The 15595-nt window shown below is 66.8% G+C and carries 15 protein-coding genes; 6 read left to right on the forward strand and 9 right to left on the reverse strand.

Annotated features, from left to right (window positions below; all coding sequences use genetic code 11):
- Positions 1 to 18 precede the first annotated feature (18 nt).
- Complete coding sequence (locus tag AC1DP9_RS11195) at positions 19 to 738, forward strand: response regulator transcription factor (RefSeq protein WP_255370790.1); 720 nt, start codon at positions 19 to 21, stop codon at positions 736 to 738.
- A gap of 1 nt (position 739) precedes the next feature.
- Here AC1DP9_RS11195 and AC1DP9_RS11200 read toward each other — a convergent pair whose 3' ends face one another.
- The 3 genes from AC1DP9_RS11200 to AC1DP9_RS11210 form a co-directional block, all read right to left on the reverse strand.
- Positions 740 to 1942, reverse strand: coding sequence for a DUF3734 domain-containing protein (locus tag AC1DP9_RS11200; RefSeq protein ID WP_477107355.1), 1203 nt, complete (start codon positions 1940 to 1942; stop codon positions 740 to 742).
- Between the two features lie 63 nt (positions 1943 to 2005).
- On the reverse strand, positions 2006 to 2788 hold the full coding sequence (locus AC1DP9_RS11205) for a 3-hydroxybutyrate dehydrogenase (protein ID WP_092294102.1): 783 nt from the start codon (positions 2786 to 2788) through the stop codon (positions 2006 to 2008).
- Positions 2789 to 2835: 47 nt separating this feature from the next.
- Positions 2836 to 3579, reverse strand: coding sequence for an acetoacetate decarboxylase (locus AC1DP9_RS11210; protein ID WP_477107356.1), 744 nt, complete (start codon positions 3577 to 3579; stop codon positions 2836 to 2838).
- A gap of 392 nt (positions 3580 to 3971) precedes the next feature.
- Here AC1DP9_RS11210 and AC1DP9_RS11215 point away from each other — a divergent pair, with 392 nt between their 5' ends.
- Positions 3972 to 4748 carry a DUF899 domain-containing protein gene (locus tag AC1DP9_RS11215; RefSeq protein ID WP_477107357.1) on the forward strand — a complete coding sequence of 259 codons (777 nt, stop codon included), beginning with the start codon at positions 3972 to 3974 and terminating at the stop codon, positions 4746 to 4748.
- Positions 4749 to 4785: 37 nt separating this feature from the next.
- On the opposite strand, the gene AC1DP9_RS11220 is transcribed toward AC1DP9_RS11215, so the two are convergent.
- Positions 4786 to 6183 carry an amidohydrolase family protein gene (locus AC1DP9_RS11220; protein WP_477107358.1) on the reverse strand — a complete coding sequence of 466 codons (1398 nt, stop codon included), beginning with the start codon at positions 6181 to 6183 and terminating at the stop codon, positions 4786 to 4788.
- A gap of 3 nt (positions 6184 to 6186) precedes the next feature.
- Positions 6187 to 7539 (reverse strand): nucleobase:cation symporter-2 family protein, encoded by a 1353-nt coding sequence (locus AC1DP9_RS11225; RefSeq protein ID WP_477107359.1) that lies wholly within the window; start codon positions 7537 to 7539, stop codon positions 6187 to 6189.
- 252 nt (positions 7540 to 7791) lie between these two features.
- Here AC1DP9_RS11225 and AC1DP9_RS11230 point away from each other — a divergent pair, with 252 nt between their 5' ends.
- On the forward strand, positions 7792 to 8781 hold the full coding sequence (locus AC1DP9_RS11230) for an AraC family transcriptional regulator (RefSeq protein ID WP_477107360.1): 990 nt from the start codon (positions 7792 to 7794) through the stop codon (positions 8779 to 8781).
- 26 nt (positions 8782 to 8807) lie between these two features.
- Here the strand turns inward: AC1DP9_RS11230 and AC1DP9_RS11235 are convergent, their stop codons facing one another.
- From AC1DP9_RS11235 to AC1DP9_RS11245, 3 genes are all read right to left on the reverse strand, one after another.
- On the reverse strand, positions 8808 to 9761 hold the full coding sequence (locus tag AC1DP9_RS11235; protein WP_477107361.1) for a GlxA family transcriptional regulator: 954 nt from the start codon (positions 9759 to 9761) through the stop codon (positions 8808 to 8810).
- A 109-nt stretch (positions 9762 to 9870) separates the two neighbouring features.
- Positions 9871 to 10767, reverse strand: coding sequence for a LysR family transcriptional regulator (locus tag AC1DP9_RS11240; protein WP_092294088.1), 897 nt, complete (start codon positions 10765 to 10767; stop codon positions 9871 to 9873).
- A gap of 150 nt (positions 10768 to 10917) precedes the next feature.
- Positions 10918 to 11307: a response regulator transcription factor gene (locus tag AC1DP9_RS11245; RefSeq protein WP_477107362.1), complete on the reverse strand. Its 390-nt coding sequence runs from the start codon at positions 11305 to 11307 to the stop codon at positions 10918 to 10920.
- A gap of 270 nt (positions 11308 to 11577) precedes the next feature.
- Here AC1DP9_RS11245 and AC1DP9_RS11250 point away from each other — a divergent pair, with 270 nt between their 5' ends.
- Positions 11578 to 12858, forward strand: a complete 1281-nt coding sequence (locus AC1DP9_RS11250; protein WP_477107363.1) for a sensor histidine kinase — start codon at positions 11578 to 11580, stop codon at positions 12856 to 12858.
- On the opposite strand, the gene AC1DP9_RS11255 is transcribed toward AC1DP9_RS11250, so the two are convergent.
- Positions 12859 to 13500 carry a response regulator transcription factor gene (locus AC1DP9_RS11255; protein WP_092294082.1) on the reverse strand — a complete coding sequence of 214 codons (642 nt, stop codon included), beginning with the start codon at positions 13498 to 13500 and terminating at the stop codon, positions 12859 to 12861.
- A gap of 425 nt (positions 13501 to 13925) precedes the next feature.
- On the opposite strand from AC1DP9_RS11255, the gene AC1DP9_RS11260 reads away from it, so the two are divergent.
- Together AC1DP9_RS11260 and AC1DP9_RS11265 are read left to right on the forward strand one after the other, a co-directional pair.
- Positions 13926 to 14777, forward strand: coding sequence for an alpha/beta fold hydrolase (locus AC1DP9_RS11260; protein WP_477107364.1), 852 nt, complete (start codon positions 13926 to 13928; stop codon positions 14775 to 14777).
- A 97-nt stretch (positions 14778 to 14874) separates the two neighbouring features.
- Positions 14875 to 15594: a hypothetical protein gene (locus AC1DP9_RS11265; RefSeq protein WP_092294078.1), complete on the forward strand. Its 720-nt coding sequence runs from the start codon at positions 14875 to 14877 to the stop codon at positions 15592 to 15594.
- Position 15595 lies beyond the last annotated feature (1 nt).

Consider the following 15595-nt stretch of genomic DNA (forward strand, 5'->3'; position numbering starts at 1 on the left):
CAAGACCCGGAGCCCATCGTGAAATCCCTGCCACCGAAGTCCCCTCACGGCTGCGCCCCCCTCGAACCGCTGATCTACATCGTCGATGACGACCCCGGCATGAACGACGCCCTGGCGAACCTGCTGCGCTCCGTCGGCATGCGCTCGCGCTCCTTCCTCACGGCGGAAGAGTTCCTGGCGGTGAAAATCGACGACTCGCCCAGTTGCGTGGTGCTCGACGTGCGCCTGCGGGTGGCCAACGGGCTGGAGGTGCAGCGCGAGATGAACCAGCGCGGCATGTGTCTGCCGGTGGTCTTCATCACCGGCTATGGCGATATCGAGATGTCGGTGCGGGCGATGAAGGCCGGCGCGGTGGACTTCCTGACCAAGCCGTTCCGGGACCAGGATTTCCTCGACGCGGTGTCGGCGGCAATTGCCGTCGATCGCACCAAGCGTCACGCGCTGCAATGCGGCGACGACCTGCGCGCCCGTTATGCCACGCTCAGCGAGCGCGAGCGGGAAGTGATGACGCTGGCCGCCTCGGGCCTGATGAACAAGCAGATTGCCGGAAAAATGGGGATCAGCGAGGTCACCATCAAGATCCATCGCGCCCGGGCCATGCGCAAGATGGCAGCGCGCACCTTCGCCGATTTGGTGAAGATGGCGCTGGAACTCGGCCTGTGCCCGCCACGCGGGGCCAGCCCGGCCGCGCCGCGCCCGGGAGATGGCGCGGCCCAGCCGGCGGCGATGGGTTACTGAGTTACTGATCGTCCTCGGCCTCTTGCCGATGGATGTCGTGCGTCACGAACGGTTCCTCATGCGGGGGCATGGCCAGCCATTCCGGACGGCTCAGCGTGTCGCGGATATCGTCCAACCCGCTGGTCCAGTGTTCCCGCATCGTCAGCGGCCCGAACTGGAAGTCCTTCGCACTGCCTTCGAACGATTTATCGCGGTAAATCAGCTGGATCACGTTGCGACGGGCGTCGCAGGCGCTTGCCGCCGCGCGCAGGTAGGCCTCGGTCTGGCGGCGCGCCGGGGGCACCAGCGCCAGCACGTCGTTGAGCAGGCGGCGGAAGTTCTGCTGCTCGCTCATCGAGTCGGTAATGAGGCGCGTGCGGCTGGAATACTGCACGTCCTTCTGGCGCGTGGCCACCGCCATCAGGTCTTCCGGTAGCGCGCCCTGGGCGCTCCACAGGTCCACCTGGAAGATCAGCGCGTTGCGGCGCGGCTTGGCCTGCAGGATGGCCGACAGCGGGGTATTGGAGACCAGGCCGCCGTCCCAGTAGTACTCGCCGTCGATCTCCACGGCCGGAAAGCCGGGCGGGAGCGCGCCGGAGGCCATGAAGTGCTCGGCGCGCAGCGTGATCTGGGTATTGTCGAAATAGACGAAGTTGCCCGTGCGCACGTTCACGGCGCCCACCGACACGCGCATGTCGGCATGGCGGTTGATGCGGTCGAAGTCGGCAAAGCGCTCCAGCGTGGCCTTCAGCGGCGAGGTGTCGTAGTAGCTCGCGCTGTGGGCGCCCGGCGTGCGCCACACGCGCGGCGAGAAGAAGCCGCGCTGGCCCTCGACCAGTGCGCGTGCGGCCTCGATGCCATCGAACCAGATGCGCAGCGGGTCTGGCCAGTGCTGGGCGCTGTCGGCAATCGTCTCGTACGGGAACAGGCTGGGCAGCCAGGGCTGCCGGCAGATATGGGCCCAGAACTCGCGCAGCCGCGCCACCCGGTGCTCGGGGGCGTTGCCGGCGATGATGGCCGCATTCAGCGCGCCGATGGAGATGCCCGCCACCCAGTTCGGCTCGATGCCGGCCTCGGCCAGCCCTTCGTAGACGCCCGCCTGATAGGAGCCCAGCGCGCCGCCGCCTTGCAGCACCAGCGCCCGCACGGCATAGCCGCGATCCACTTCGATTCTTGCCCGCGCGGCGCCGGAGCTGCCCTGCAGGGGTTGCTTCTCGAGAAACATGTCTTCTCCTCGCCTCGGTTGGCGTGTGGCGCCCCGGGGTTTCCCACGGGGCGCCCGTCGCCCTTACTGCATGTACCAGCCGTGGCTGACCACGAACGACTGCCCGGTCAGCGCGGTGGAGGGGAAGGCGCACAGGAACAGCGCCGTCTCGGCCACGTCCTCCACGGTGGTGAACACGCCATCCACGGTGCCGCCCAACATCACGCGGCGCACCACCTCTTCCTCGCTGATGCCCAGCTCGCGCGCCTGCTCCGGAATCTGCTTGTCCACCAGCGGCGTGCGCACGAAGCCGGGGCAGATCACGTGCGAGCGCACGTTGTGCTCGCCGCCTTCCTTGGCCACCACGCGCGCCAGGCCCAGCAGCCCGTGCTTGGCGGCCACGTAGGCGCACTTCAGCGGGGAAGCCTCGTGCGAATGGACCGAGCCCATGTAGATCACCGTACCGCCCCGGTTGTCGCGGTACATATGCTTGAGCGCCGCGCGCGTGGTCAGGAAGGCGCCGTCGAGGTGGATGGCCTGCATGCGCTTCCAGTCCGCGAAGCTGTATTCGTGGATCGGGGCGACGATCTGGATGCCGGCGTTGGAGATCAGGATGTCCACGCCGCCGAAGCGCTCCGCCACCGCCGCCGTGGCGGACTCGACGGCATCCTCGTTGGTCACGTCCATGGCCACGCCCATGGCCAGGCCGCCAGCGGCCTCGATCTCGGCCGCGACCTTGTTGGCGGCGTCCGCGTTGAGATCGGCCACGGCTACGGCCGCGCCCTCACGGGCCAACGTTTCTGCGATGGCCTTGCCGATGCCGCTTGCCGCGCCGGTCACGATGGCCGATTTGCCTTGGAGCTTCATGTTTGTTTCTCCGAAAGAGGGGAAGGGAAAGAGAAAAGGGATTGGGGCTAGCGCTGGAGGTAGTCGAAGACCACCTCGCCCAGCCCGAGGGTCAGGTCGGCCACATAGTGCTTCGCGCCCAGCACCTCCAGCACGGGCAGGTCTGCCACCGGGGCCAGCGCGTGCGGGAACAGCGACAGCGCGGCTGGGCCGCTCCAGGCGCCCTTCACGTCCACATCCTTGAGGAAGTAGCAGACCAGCTCGCAGATGCGGGCCGTGCCGTCCACATGGGGGATGATCTTCAGCAGGTAGTTGGGCGTGTTCGCCAGCGCGTCGTGCACCTCCTGCTGGTCCAGCGCCTTGTGCTTGTAGCCCATGGTGCCGGTGGCCACGCGCACCGGACCGTAGTCGAGGGTGCCCAGCAGCGTGTCGGTCTCCACCGCCAGGCGCGGCGTGGCCAGCTTCTTCGGAAAACCCCACAGCTCGCGCCCCGCCGCCAGCGGCGGGTGATCGTCGAGGAACATCGCATGGGTGTAGTTGCCGCGCCGGCCCTGGTAGATCACCGGAATCACCTGGCCGGACTCGGTGTAGTCGCCAAAGCCGGTGGAGTCCGGCATGCGGATGAATTCGTAGTGGACCACCGGTTCGGCAATCTCGAGCGGCTCCGGCACCACGGCGCGCAGCCGCTCGGGGTCGGTGCGGTAGGTGATGACGAAGAACTCCCGATGGAGAAAGCGGTACGGTCCCATCGGATAGGCCGGGCTGCAAAGCGGCGCGGCGAACGCGCGCTCCCGGATGGTCCGGACGTCCATGTGCTTGTGCCTCCTGAAGGCGGTCCGTGCGGCGCGGTCGCTGTCCCCATGACAGGAGCCGTGACGGTCCGGTTCATTCTGGAAGGCCGGCGGGGGGGAATCCATCAGACGTGGGTATCGACCGCCGCGCGGCCAGTGCTGGCAAGGGCTGGCGGCGGATGGGAGGGGGCCGGCGCTATACCGGACGGCGACGCCATCATCCCGGAGTCGTAGACGACGTGCCCCCACGGATGAGCGATTGTGACGATGACGGCGCATAAGTGCGCAGGTTGTGCCGGAGGCGGCATTTGCGGCGGCGATTTCTACACAATCCCGTCAGCCTTGTTACTCCCCAATCCCGGCACCCGGTGCCAAACTTGCCCGGAATCGCCCCGCATAGGAGATCGCGAACCATGACGACATCAACCAAGGACATGAAGACCCCGCCGGTGGTATCGCCGGACGCCTGGGAGGCAGCGCGCCAGGCGCTGCTGGTGAAGGAGAAGGCCCAGACCCGCGCCCGCGACGCGCTGGCCGCCGAGCGCCGCCGCATGCCGTGGATGGCGGTGGACACCCCCTACACATTCGAGGGGCCCGACGGCAAGCGCAGCCTGGCGGACCTCTTCGACGGCCGGCGCCAGCTCATCGTCTACCGCGCTTTCTACGAGCCCGGCGTGCACGGCTGGCCCGAGCATGCCTGCCGGGGCTGCTCGCTGGTGGCCGACCAGATCGCCCATCCGGCCCACCTGAACGCCCGGGACACGACGATGGTGTTCGTCTCGCGCGCGCCGCAGGCGGAGATTGCGGGGCTGAAGGCGCGCATGGGCTGGAAGGACATTCCGTGGTTCACCATCACGGACCGCTTCGATGCCGACTTTGGTGTAGACGAATGGCATGGCACCAACGTCTTTTTCCGCGACGGCGACCGCATCTTTCGCACCTACTTCCTGAACAATCGCGGCGACGAGCAGATGGGCAACACCTGGAACTGCCTCGACATCACCCCGCTGGGGCGTCAGGAACTCTGGGAGGATTCGCCCGAAGGCTACCCGCAGACGCCCACCTACAAATGGTGGAACTGGCACGACAGCTACGTGGACGGCGCAGCGCCCGACAAGAAGTGGGTCGAGATATCCACCGCCGGCGAGAAGGCATTCCGCGAAGCCTCGGCGGCGGAGAAGAAGCCCTGAACGCCGCCGCACCCTGCGGCGGCTTTCGGCAAGCCGCTTACGCCATCAGCACTTCCAGCGCGTCGCGCGCCTCGCGGCGCAGCTTCTCCACGTCGAGCCCCACCACCTCGCCCTGGCGCACGACGTGCCGGCCGCGCACGAACACATCGCGTACTGGGGTCGGTTCGCCCGCCGCCACCGGGGCCGTGGCGATGTCGTGGAAGCCGGCAAAGCGCAGGCCGCCCACGTCGTAGATCGCCAGATCGGCGGACTGCCCCGGCGCCAGCGTGCCCACGCCGGGCAGGCCCAGCACCTGGGCGCCGCCGGCCGTGCCCCAGTGGATGACCTCTTCCACGCGGGTCTGCGTTGCGCCGCCGAGCGCCCGGTGCACCAGCCAAGCGAAATTGGCCTCGTGCACCATGCTGCCGGACTCGTTCGACGCCACGCCATCCACGCCGATCGACACCGGCACGCCGGCATCGGCCATCGCCCGCACCGGCGCGATGCCGCTGCCGAGCCGCGCGTTGCTGACCGGGCAGTGGGCCATGCCGGTGCCGGTACTGCCGAGCATGCGGATCTCGTCCGGCGTGACGGTGACGAGGTGGGCGAACCAGACGTCCGGGCCGAGCCAGTCGTGGTCCGCCACGAACTGCACCGGCGTGCAGCGGTACTTCTCCGCGCAGAAGCGCACGTATTTGTCGGTCTCCGACAGATGCGTGTGCAGCCGCAGCCCCATGCCACGGGCGAAGCCGGCTACCTCGCGCAGCAGCACGGGGGGCAGCGAGAACGTGGGCGTGGTCGGCGCCACGGCCACGCGGCGCAGGCCGTCTGGCGCGGCGTCGTGGTAGCGGGCTTTCAGGCGTTCGATATCGCCGAGCATCTCGTCGAGCGTCTCCGGCACCAGCGCGGTCGCGCGCATGCCGGGATGGTCGCTGGCCGACTGGATCGCACCGCCCCGGCACAGCACCAGCCGCATGCCGAGCGCTTCGGCTTCCTCGAACAACGCGTCGCCGGTCTCCGCGCCGTGGCCGTGGTGGTAGAGGTAGTGATGGTCGGCGCAGGTGGTGGTGCCGGACAGCAGCAGCTCGGCAATGCCCAGCCGCACCGCCGTGCGGAACAACTCGGGCGTGAAGCGCGCCAGCCGGGGGTAGGGCACGCTCGCCAACCATGCCTGGAGATCGGCATTCATGCCCGCCGGCACCGCCTTGAGCAGGTTCTGGAACAGGTGATGGTGGGTGTTGACCCAGCCGGGGTAGACCACGCAGCCGGTGGCGTCGATGACCGTCTCGTCGGCGCCCGGCACGAGCCCGGCCGCCAGTTCGGCGATGCGCCCATCACGGATGCGGATGTCGACGGCGCCCGCGCGTGCCGCGGCGCCGGCCCGGCCGGTCATCACGGCCGCCGCGCCGCGCACCAGCAGGTTGCCTTGCGGGGAAGGGGAGAGGGGAGGGGTCATGGCTTACATCTCCGGGATGTGCTCGGGCGCGACGGCCAGCGCCGGCTCCTCGTCGCGCGCCGGGATGCCGTTGAGCAGCAGGTTGAGGAAGACCGACACCACGCAGGCAATGATCACGCTGCTGTGGACGAACGGCTGCAGCGCGGCCGGCAGCTTGGCGAGCAGGGACGGCATGATCACCGGCATCAACGCGCAGCCCAGCGTGATGGCCACCACGCTGAGGTTGGCCGGCTTGCGCTCGTAGTCCACCTGGCCGAGCGTGCGGATGCCCGCCGCGACCACCACGCCGAACATCACCAGCGTGGCCCCGCCGAGCGCGGCCGAGGGGATCGACGAGAACAGCGCGCCGATCTTCGGCACCAGCGCCACCGCGCAGAGCATCACGCCGCAGGTGGCCACCACCCAGCGGCTGCGCACGCCGGTGACGATCACCAGGCCCACGTTCTCCATGAAGGCGATGAACGGGAACGCGGCGAACATGCCGCCGATGGCACTGGCCAGCCCGTTGGCGCGCAGGCCGTTGGTGGCCTCGCGCTCGGTGACGGGCCGTTTGACGATGTCGCCAATGGCCACGAACAACCCCATCGACTCGACCATCTGCACCACCATCACGATCACCATGGTGGCGATGGCGCCGGCGTTGAAGGTCGGCAGCCCGAACGCGAACGGCGTGACGAGGGTGAACCACGGCGCGCGCGCCACTTCGTCGAAATTGCCCATGCCGAGCAGCCACGCCGCCACGCCACCGACCAGCAGGCCGATCAGCACCGCCAGGCTGCGCACCAGCTTGCCGCCGTGGCTGTTCACGAACAGGATCAGCGCGACCGTGCCGAACGCCACCACGAAGAACATCGGCGAGCCGAACTCCTTGGCGCCGTGCCCGCCGCCGGTCCACTGGTAGGCCACCGGGAACAGCGACAGCCCCACTGCAGTGATGATGCAGCCGCTCACCACCGGCGGAAAGAAGCGCTTGAGCCGGCCGATCACCGGCGCCAGGAACAGCGTGATGATGCCGGCGCCGATCACCGCGCCGCAGACGCCGTTGAAGCCCAGTGCGGGGTCGCTGCCGATGGCGATGACCGGCCCCACCGAGCCGAACGCCACGCCCTGCATCAACGGCAGCCGCACGCCGAACTTCCAGAACCCCACGGTCTGCAGCAGCGTGGCGATGCCCGAGGTGAACAGCGCGGTGCTGATCAGCAGCGTGGTCTGGGCAGGCGTCATCTTGAGCGCGCCGGCCACGATCATGGGCACCGCGATGGCGCCGAGGTAGCTGACCAGCATGTGCTGGAAGCCGAGCGAGACCATCGCCCGGGCGGGCAGCATCTGGTCGACGGGGTGGATTGGGGGTTGCATGGGGTTGTCTCCTGCCATGTTGGAAGGGCGGGCCGGCCGATCGTGGTCGGGCCGTGCTGCCGCCGGCAGCCGCGTGGCCGCCTGCCCTGACAGTAGCGAGCGCGGCGCGGCGGCCGTAGCATCGATACGAAGCCGCCAGCATCGAAACGAAACCGCGCGAGATCCGGACAGGGGCACGGCACAGCGGGTTTCCCTGACTTGCCCGAGCGGAGCGTGGCTCCTACGATGGCCGCACCTCACCGGAGACGTGCCATGACGCAGCGCGCCGCATCGCAGACAGGCAACACGGCCCACGCTGGCCGCGCGCGGGCGCTGGACCACGTGCAGTCGCTCTCCGCGCGGGTGTTCGGGCCCACGCGGCTCGATGTAGGGGAAAGCGTCGGAAACGCCGAAGACGCGACGCCCGACGTGCAGCTGCGCACGTGCCAGATCGGTCACCTGACGCTGGCCACCACGCGCTATGGCCGGGCGATGGAGATCGAGCCGCGCGTCGGCAAGGACGAATTCGTGATCCAGACCGTGACGGCGGGCCGCTGCCGGCTGGTGATGGAGGGCAGCGCCGACGAGATGCCGGTGGGCGCGGTGCGCGTGTTCTCGCCTTCGCTGCCGGTGCGGCTACAGCCTGATGCCGACTGCGAGCGCTTCAGCGTGGTCATCCGCCGGCAGGCGCTGGAAGCGGCGTTCCTGGAATGCTTCAGCTTCGACGCGCCGGCGCCGCTGGTCTTCGATTTCCGCGCCGTGGATACGCCGCGCTGGCAGGCCATGATGGTATGGCTGCGCACCGAGTTCGACGCCCGCGCGCATGGCGCCGCGCTGCCGGCCACTGACGCCGCCATCGAGCGGCTGATCCTCGGCACGCTGCTGGTGGACCAGTTCGGCCATGACGGCAGCCTGCTCCCGCGCGGCTTCCACGCCGCCCTGCCGGCCTACGTGCGCTGCGCCATCCGCTACCTGCGCGCCCACCTCGACAAGCCAATCACGCTCGGCGCGCTGGCCGCCCATTGCGGCGTCTGCGAGCGCACCCTGCAACTGGGCTTCCGCAAGGCCAAGAACACCACGCCGATGGAATACTTGCGCGTGCTGCGCCTCCAGGCCGCGCGCGCGGACCTCCAGCGCGCCACCCTGGAACGGGGCGCGGTATCCGCCATCGCCCTAAGGCATGGCTTCACCCACCTGAGCCTGTTCTCGCGCGAGTACCAGCGGGAGTTTGGGGAGCTGCCTTCGGTGACGTTGCGGGGCTGAGGGGGGATCGCCTGCCGCCACGCTCGCTAGGCGGCGATCAGCGTCCTGGCATCCCTGCGCAATTCTTGCGGGCTTGCGCCATAGGTGCGAACAAAGACCTCTCGCAGATGATTGCGATCGCGGAAGCCGGTTTCCCGCGCGATCACTTCCAGGGAATGGCGCCCGCGCTCGATCATGGTGCGTGCCGTTTCGATGCGAAGCTGCTGAACCGCTTTCGCCGGGGAGTGGCCCGTCTCGGACTGGAAGATGCGTTGGAACTGCCGGGTGCTGAGATGTGCGGCCCGCGCCAGTTCATCGATGCGTAACGGCCGCGACAGGTTCTGGCGCGCATATTCGAGCGCCGTCTGGATGCGGTCGGATTTGGGGGCGAGCTTGAGCAGCTCGGACTGCTGGGGCTGGCCGCCCGCGCGCCGCTGGTTCATCACCATGACGCGAGCGACTTTGGTGGCCACCTCGCTGCCCAGGTCCTTCTCGACCAGCCCGAGGGCCAGGTCCATCGCTGCCGTCAGGCCGGCGGACGTCCAGATTGCGCCATCCGCCACGAAGATATGGTCAGGCTCGATACGCGCAGCAGGGCAGCGCGCCTGCAGCGCCTCGGCGAACGCCCAGTGTGTGGTCGCCCGCTTGCCGTCGAGCAGGCCGGCATCTGCCAGCACGAAGGCCCCAGTGCAGAGGCCCGCCGTGCGGCGTGACTGCTCCGACGCCGTCCGCACGAAATCCAGTTCCTGGGCGGTGCTGGTGCGTTGGGTCGGATCGACGATGCCGCTGATCATCCAGGTGTCGGCCTCGCTGCTCGCATGCACGGGTGTCGTCTTGACGGAAACGCCGAGGGACGCTTGCACCTCGCCGCCATCCAGAGAGTAGTTCGTCACGCTGTAGACACGCTCACGCGCCACGACGTTGGCGAACTCGAACACCGATTGGGTGCCGATGGCCATGACCTGGAAGCCATCTGTCAGGAAGTAGCCGATCCGATGCATCCTTTCCACCCCTACCGCTGCCTGAAAACCCGGATTATAGATGTCAAGCGAAATGTACGTGCGGCATCGTGGAGACTGGGAATGGTGCCAGGCGATCCTGACCGCCGGCTCAATGCTCGGCTTCGAGCGCGGCGGACAGCCAGTCGACGAACACGCGCAGCGACATGGATTCCCGCGTTCGGCACGAGTGGACGGCGTGAATCGGGAGGACGCCGGGTCGGCAATCGGCGAGAACTTCCTCGAGCCGGCCGCTGGCCAGATAGGGTCGTGCCACCGCATCCCAGACCTGAATGACGCCACCATGCTGGAGACCGTAGTGCAACAGCAGGTCCATGTCGTCGAAGGCGATGGACTCCGGCACAGGATGCCGCGTGTGGCGGCCGCCAAGCTCGAACGCGAACTCCCAAGGGCGGCCGGCACCGTGCTGTGCGGCGTGAGCCGTGCGATGCCCCGCCAGGTCTTCTACCTTGGCAGGACATCCATGCCGCGACAGATAGAGCCGGCTTGCCACGGTGATCAGGCGGTAGCTCCCTATCCGGCGGCTGAAACTGTAGGAATCCTCGAGTTCGCCCAGCCTGATCGCGCAGTCCATGCCATCGCGGATCAGGTTCGAGGCGTGCCGCGGTGTCGAGATCTGCAGGCTGACGTCCGGATACTCATGCCGGAATTGGGTCAGGTGCGGCATCAGCTGGCGTGCGATATCGCCCGGCAGCTCCACACGCAGCTTGCCGCTCGCCTTGCCCGCGCTGGACCCGATCACGGATTTCACGTCGGTGATGGCGAGGAGTATCTTGAGGCAGTGTTCGTAGAAGGTCATGCCGGCCGGGGTGGGTCGAACCTGGCGCGTCGTCCGGTGCAGCAGCTTCACTTGCAGATGGACTTCGAGCTGCTGGATCAGCAAGCTCGCCGAGGCCTTCGGTATGCCGAGAAGACTCGACGCACGCGTGAAATTCTCGCACTCGACGATCCGCGCAAATACCTCCATCGCTTGCAGCATGCGTTCCATGGCCGGTTTCCCCTGTGCATCAGCTCGATTGGTGATGCCGTCGAGTGTAGGGACGGCAGCACGCCCGCAATAGTCGCGATTGGCGCATGGTGGGCGACACGTTCGTATAACCGTGCGCAACGTGGCGGCACGGGCCGGGCGCGTGTCGCGTCAGGGTATCGAACCCAGGATGCGTGACATCCAGTCGACCAGCTCATCAGGATCCACCGGCTTGTCGAGCATGCATGCCGCACCGAGCTGCATGGCCTCGGAACGGTTTTGAGGCGTGCCATGGGCGGTGACGAAGATGCACGGTGTTGCGTGCCCCGCATGACGGAACCGTCGCAGCAGTTCGAGGCCGGAGATACCTTCCAGCGCGATATCGCAGATCAGGCAGTCGTAGGCGGTGCTGCTCGGATGGGCGATGAAGCTTTCGGCACACGAGAAAAAGGAGACGCCCCAACCCAGCGCGCGGATCAGCGCGCCGGTGGAACGCCGGACGGACGGTTCATCATCGATGACACAGACAATCTTGGCAGGCACGGGCGTCAGGACTGACACGACATATCGGTAGCGCAACGCGGCGAAGGGTCTCTCGTCCGGACATTAGCGCAATCGCGGTGCCGGGGACACTTATACGGACGTATCGCGGCACGTACGCCATGGCACATCGGGTTTGTCCCGAAGAAGCCTCCGGCCTCGGGGCTGGTGGCGCCGTAGCTTCAAGGCCCACAGCGCGGCAGACTATACGTTCGTATAGATGCCGGTACATCCACGGTCCGGCATGATTGCCATGGCGCCCGCGTGGCCTGCCGCCCATATCCGTCTTCCATGATCCATCCCAGCCCCGAAGCTTCCACGCCCCAGATCGCAATCGACCCCGACGCCTGTCCACGCCTGGCATCGTGTAGCCATCCTGGGGATGAGACCTTTCGCTTCGCGCCGATTCCCATCCTGATCGAGGACTGGTCCGGGATCCGGCAATGGGTCGACGCGCGCAAGGCGGAGGGCGTGACGGATCTGGAGGCCTATCTGGACGCCAATCCGATGGCCATCCAGGAATTGCGCGATCGTCATCACGTTTTCGTGGACGCCAATGACGCCGCGCTGGCGTTGTTCGATGCGGACTCCCGGGCATCTTTCTTCGCGAAGGCCAGGGACCTGCTTCCCGCCAGCCGGCTTAGCAACTCGAAGGTACTCAAGGCGATGTTCGATGGCGCGACAGCCTGTCAGGGCGAGCGCACGCTGACGTCGCTGACCGGACGGACGATCCCCATCGTATGGCGCTGCTCGTTGCCGGCCCAGCCTGCCCGCTATGCGCGGCTGCAGTTCTTCGCGTTCGACATCTCCGAGTACCAGGAGAACATCAGCCGCCTGCAGTCGATGCGCGCCGAGATGGCACGCGCCGGACGCATTGCACTGATCGGACAATTGGCGGCGTCGATCACGCATGAGATCAGCCAGCCGCTGTCCGCGACCAGGACGTCGATCGAAGCCGCAGCCCGATGGCTGGAGCGCGACCAGCCGGAGATGGAGGAAGCCAAGTCATCCGTACGCGACGCAGCGCGCTGGGCCCGTGACGCCACCGAGATCTGCCACAAGCTGCGCGGTTTCATGACACATACGCCGCCGCAGGCCAGGTTGCAGTCGGCGGCCGAAGTGGTGGCGTCGGCGATCTTCCTGATCACGCCTGAAGCGGAGGCGAAGGGCATCGTCGTGGAAACTGACGTGGATGCCGGCCTGCGAGTGTTCGTGGACCGTCTGCAGCTGCAGCAAGTCCTGGGCAACCTGCTACTGAACGGTATCCACGCCATCGAAGCGAGAACGAATGCGCCGGTACGCCGTCTCGCCGTGCAGGCGGAGCCGGAAGGCGAGGACAGCATTCGGTTCAAGGTGGCCGATTCCGGGCCGGGTATCGACGCTGAAGCGTTCCAGAGGCTGTTCCAGCCCTTCGCGACGTCCAAGGCCGAAGGCCTGGGCCTGGGCCTGTCCATCTCGAAGTCGATCATCGAGGCCCACGGCGGCCGCATCTGGGCCGAGTCGATGGGAGGCGAGGGCGCGACGCTCTGCTTTACGCTGCCGGGCGTGCAAGGACAGGCGCGGCGGCCCTGATCAGCGCCACATCGGCTCGATGCCAAGCATCTGCGCCTTGCGCACGATGTCGGCGACGGAGTTCGATTTCATTTTCCGCATGGCAGTGCCACGATGCACCTTGACAGTGACTTCGCTGATGCCGATGCCGGCAGCGATCTGCTTGTTCAGCGCGCCGCCTACCACGTAGGCCAGCACCTCGCGCTCGCGCGCGGTCAGCGAGTCATAGAGCTGCGCCAGCTTGTTGCGCGCGTGATCCGCATCGAGCAGGGTCTTGTCCAATGCCAGGGCGGCCGTCACGGCGTCGATGACATCCTGCTCTGCCAATGGCTTGAGAAGAAAGTCCGCAGCTCCGGCCTTCATCGCCTTGATGCAGATGCTCACGTCGGCATATCCCGTCATGAAGATGATCGGCATCCGGTGGTTCGCCTTCTCCTGCTGCTGAAAGAACAATCCGCTCTCTCCACGCAGGCGAACATCGAGTAGCAGGCAGCCCGGTACGTTCGCGCTCGCCGATGCCTTGAACGCCGCTGTCCCTTCGAAGCTGCGGACGGTGAATCCCACGGAACGCAGGAGGTTGGTCAATGACGAGCGGGTCGATTCCTCGTCGTCGACGATGTAGACGACTGACGTCGCGTCCTGTGTCTTGGCATCCATGGACATGCTTCACTTCACGGGTTTAAAAAACGCACCAACCGCGATGACAGCGTTGTGTTTCTGTCTTCAAGGTCGCGGCGATTGTCGCATATCCCCCCTGTGCGAAGTGAACGTGTCATGCCCCGGAAACGTGCGGGAAACTGGCGTCAGCGCGGCATTGGATGACCCATTGTTCGGCCCGCACGGATGTACTGTTCAGGCGTCCACGCTTTATCCGGTCTGGCTTTGCGGATAGTTTTGATGCTGGCGCGGCGCGCATCGAAAGCGCCGCGATTGGGAGGGCGCGGCACGGCATTCAGGGTCCGCATGTCCGAAAACCTCACGATAAATGTCGTTTGAGATTTTCTGCGGAGCGGGAATCATGAAGGCCTGGCATCCGTGCCTTACAGTGCATCGATGGTCATGCAAGGTTGGACTCAATGAATGCTTCAATGGCCGAAGTCTCGGCAAGCCTCACCGCGAAAACCCGGTTCGCCGACGTGCCGGGACGGCGCCTCGCCTATCGCACCTTCGGGCGTGGAAAGCCGGTCGTGCTCTGCGTGCGGTTCCGGGGCACCATGGACGCCTGGGATCCTCTCTTCCTCGATTCCCTGGCCAGCCAGGGCTTCCAGGTGACCGTGTTCGACTACAGCGGCATGGGGCAATCCACCGGTGAGCCGACTTATCAGCCTGCGTCGCTGGCCCGTGATGCGATCGACCTGATCGCCGCGCTAGACCTCGGCAAGGTCATCATCGGCGGTTGGTCGGTCGGCGGTATTGCTGCCCAACTCGTGATGACACTGGCGCCTCAGCTCGTCAGCCACGCCGTGCTGCTCGCCACGACACCGCCGGGCGAGCTGGCCAAACCGGGCGAGGCGCTGTTCTATACGCTGGCCAAGCGCGAGAACGACTTCGACGATTTCGTCAGCCTGTTCTTCGAGCCGGCCTCTCCGGAGAGCCGGGAGGCGGCCAGGCAATCCGCAGAGCGGCTCGCCGCGCGCAAAGCCGACGTCAGCCCCGAGGTGCCATGGCAATGGGCCGGCGCCCAACTTGGCGATGGGCCGCGGAACCCCGCCTTCCCGGTCGAAGCCGTGCTTCACGCGCTCAAGTCCACGCACATTCCGGTGCTGCATGTGGGCGGCGATCACGACATCGTGTTCCCGGTAGAGAACTGGTATGCGCTGAACAACCAGTTGCCGACCCTCCACCTGGTGACGTTCCCGCGCGCCGGGCACGGTCCCCACCTCCAGTTTCCTGTTGCGGCTGCTCGGCACGTGGCCGCTTTCATCGATACCCACGCTTAGCGGATACCGACCGGCACACGGCGCGCCGGTCGCACCATTTCCCCACCTTCGCGCGTCAGCGTCGAAGTGGATCGTTTCGTCTTCAGAAAGGTAAAGCATGTCTGATTTGATCAGTTTCGCCATCGAGGCCGCGGGTGGCCTCGAACGCTTCCAGGGTTTCCAGCGCGTGTCGGCGCGCCTGCACCACACGGGTGTCCTGTGGACGCTGAAGCAACGTGAAGGGGTCTTGACGGATTCACGCGTGACCGTCGACCTTCACGCACAACGGGTGTCGCACGAACCCTTCGCACCGACCACGAACCACTCGGTCTTCACGCCGGCGCGCGTGGAGATCCTGCAACCGGACGGTACGCCGGTCGAGACCCTCTCGAACCCCCGTGCCTCATTCGCCGGCTTCGAGCTTGAGACCCCCTGGTCGAATGCCCAACTGGCGTACTTCGCTGGCTACACGATGTGGACGTATCTGACGTCGCCATTCGTGCTGCGCCACCCCGGCGTGCGTGCCACCGAGATCGAGCCGTGGGTGGTGGACGGCCTCTCCTGGCGGCGTCTGCGTGTGACCTTCCCCGATGCCGTGGCCACGCATAGCGCGGAGCAGACCTACTACTTCGACGCGGACGGCCTGCTGCGCCGTCATGACTACGAGGTGGACATCCAGGGCCGTAACGCCGCCGCCCGCTATCTTTCCGACTATGTCGAGGTGCAGGGCATTCGCATGCCGACGCGCATGCGCATCTACCCGCGCACGCCCGAGAACCTGGCGATGGCGGAGCCGCTGATCGTGGGCGTGGATCTGTCGGACTTCCGCTTCGAGTGAG

This window comes from Cupriavidus sp. 01L43, assembly GCF_056399925.1.

Bases quoted from the DNA above. Each gene is read 5' to 3' on its own strand.
- AC1DP9_RS11205 (WP_092294102.1), bottom strand. From the start codon at position 2,788: ATGAAGCTCCAAGGCAAATCGGCCATCGTGACCGGCGCGGCAAGCGGC.
- AC1DP9_RS11215 (WP_477107357.1), top strand. From the start codon at position 3,972: ATGACGACATCAACCAAGGACATGAAGACCCCGCCGGTGGTATCGCCG.
- AC1DP9_RS11250 (WP_477107363.1), top strand. From the start codon at position 11,578: ATGATCCATCCCAGCCCCGAAGCTTCCACGCCCCAGATCGCAATCGAC.
- AC1DP9_RS11220 (WP_477107358.1), bottom strand. From the start codon at position 6,183: ATGACCCCTCCCCTCTCCCCTTCCCCGCAAGGCAACCTGCTGGTGCGC.
- AC1DP9_RS11265 (WP_092294078.1), top strand. From the start codon at position 14,875: ATGTCTGATTTGATCAGTTTCGCCATCGAGGCCGCGGGTGGCCTCGAA.
- AC1DP9_RS11240 (WP_092294088.1), bottom strand. From the start codon at position 10,767: ATGGAACGCATGCTGCAAGCGATGGAGGTATTTGCGCGGATCGTCGAG.
- AC1DP9_RS11200 (WP_477107355.1), bottom strand. From the start codon at position 1,942: ATGTTTCTCGAGAAGCAACCCCTGCAGGGCAGCTCCGGCGCCGCGCGG.
- AC1DP9_RS11225 (WP_477107359.1), bottom strand. From the start codon at position 7,539: ATGCAACCCCCAATCCACCCCGTCGACCAGATGCTGCCCGCCCGGGCG.
- AC1DP9_RS11230 (WP_477107360.1), top strand. From the start codon at position 7,792: ATGACGCAGCGCGCCGCATCGCAGACAGGCAACACGGCCCACGCTGGC.
- AC1DP9_RS11210 (WP_477107356.1), bottom strand. From the start codon at position 3,579: ATGGACGTCCGGACCATCCGGGAGCGCGCGTTCGCCGCGCCGCTTTGC.
- AC1DP9_RS11255 (WP_092294082.1), bottom strand. From the start codon at position 13,500: ATGTCCATGGATGCCAAGACACAGGACGCGACGTCAGTCGTCTACATC.
- AC1DP9_RS11235 (WP_477107361.1), bottom strand. From the start codon at position 9,761: ATGCATCGGATCGGCTACTTCCTGACAGATGGCTTCCAGGTCATGGCC.
- AC1DP9_RS11260 (WP_477107364.1), top strand. From the start codon at position 13,926: ATGGCCGAAGTCTCGGCAAGCCTCACCGCGAAAACCCGGTTCGCCGAC.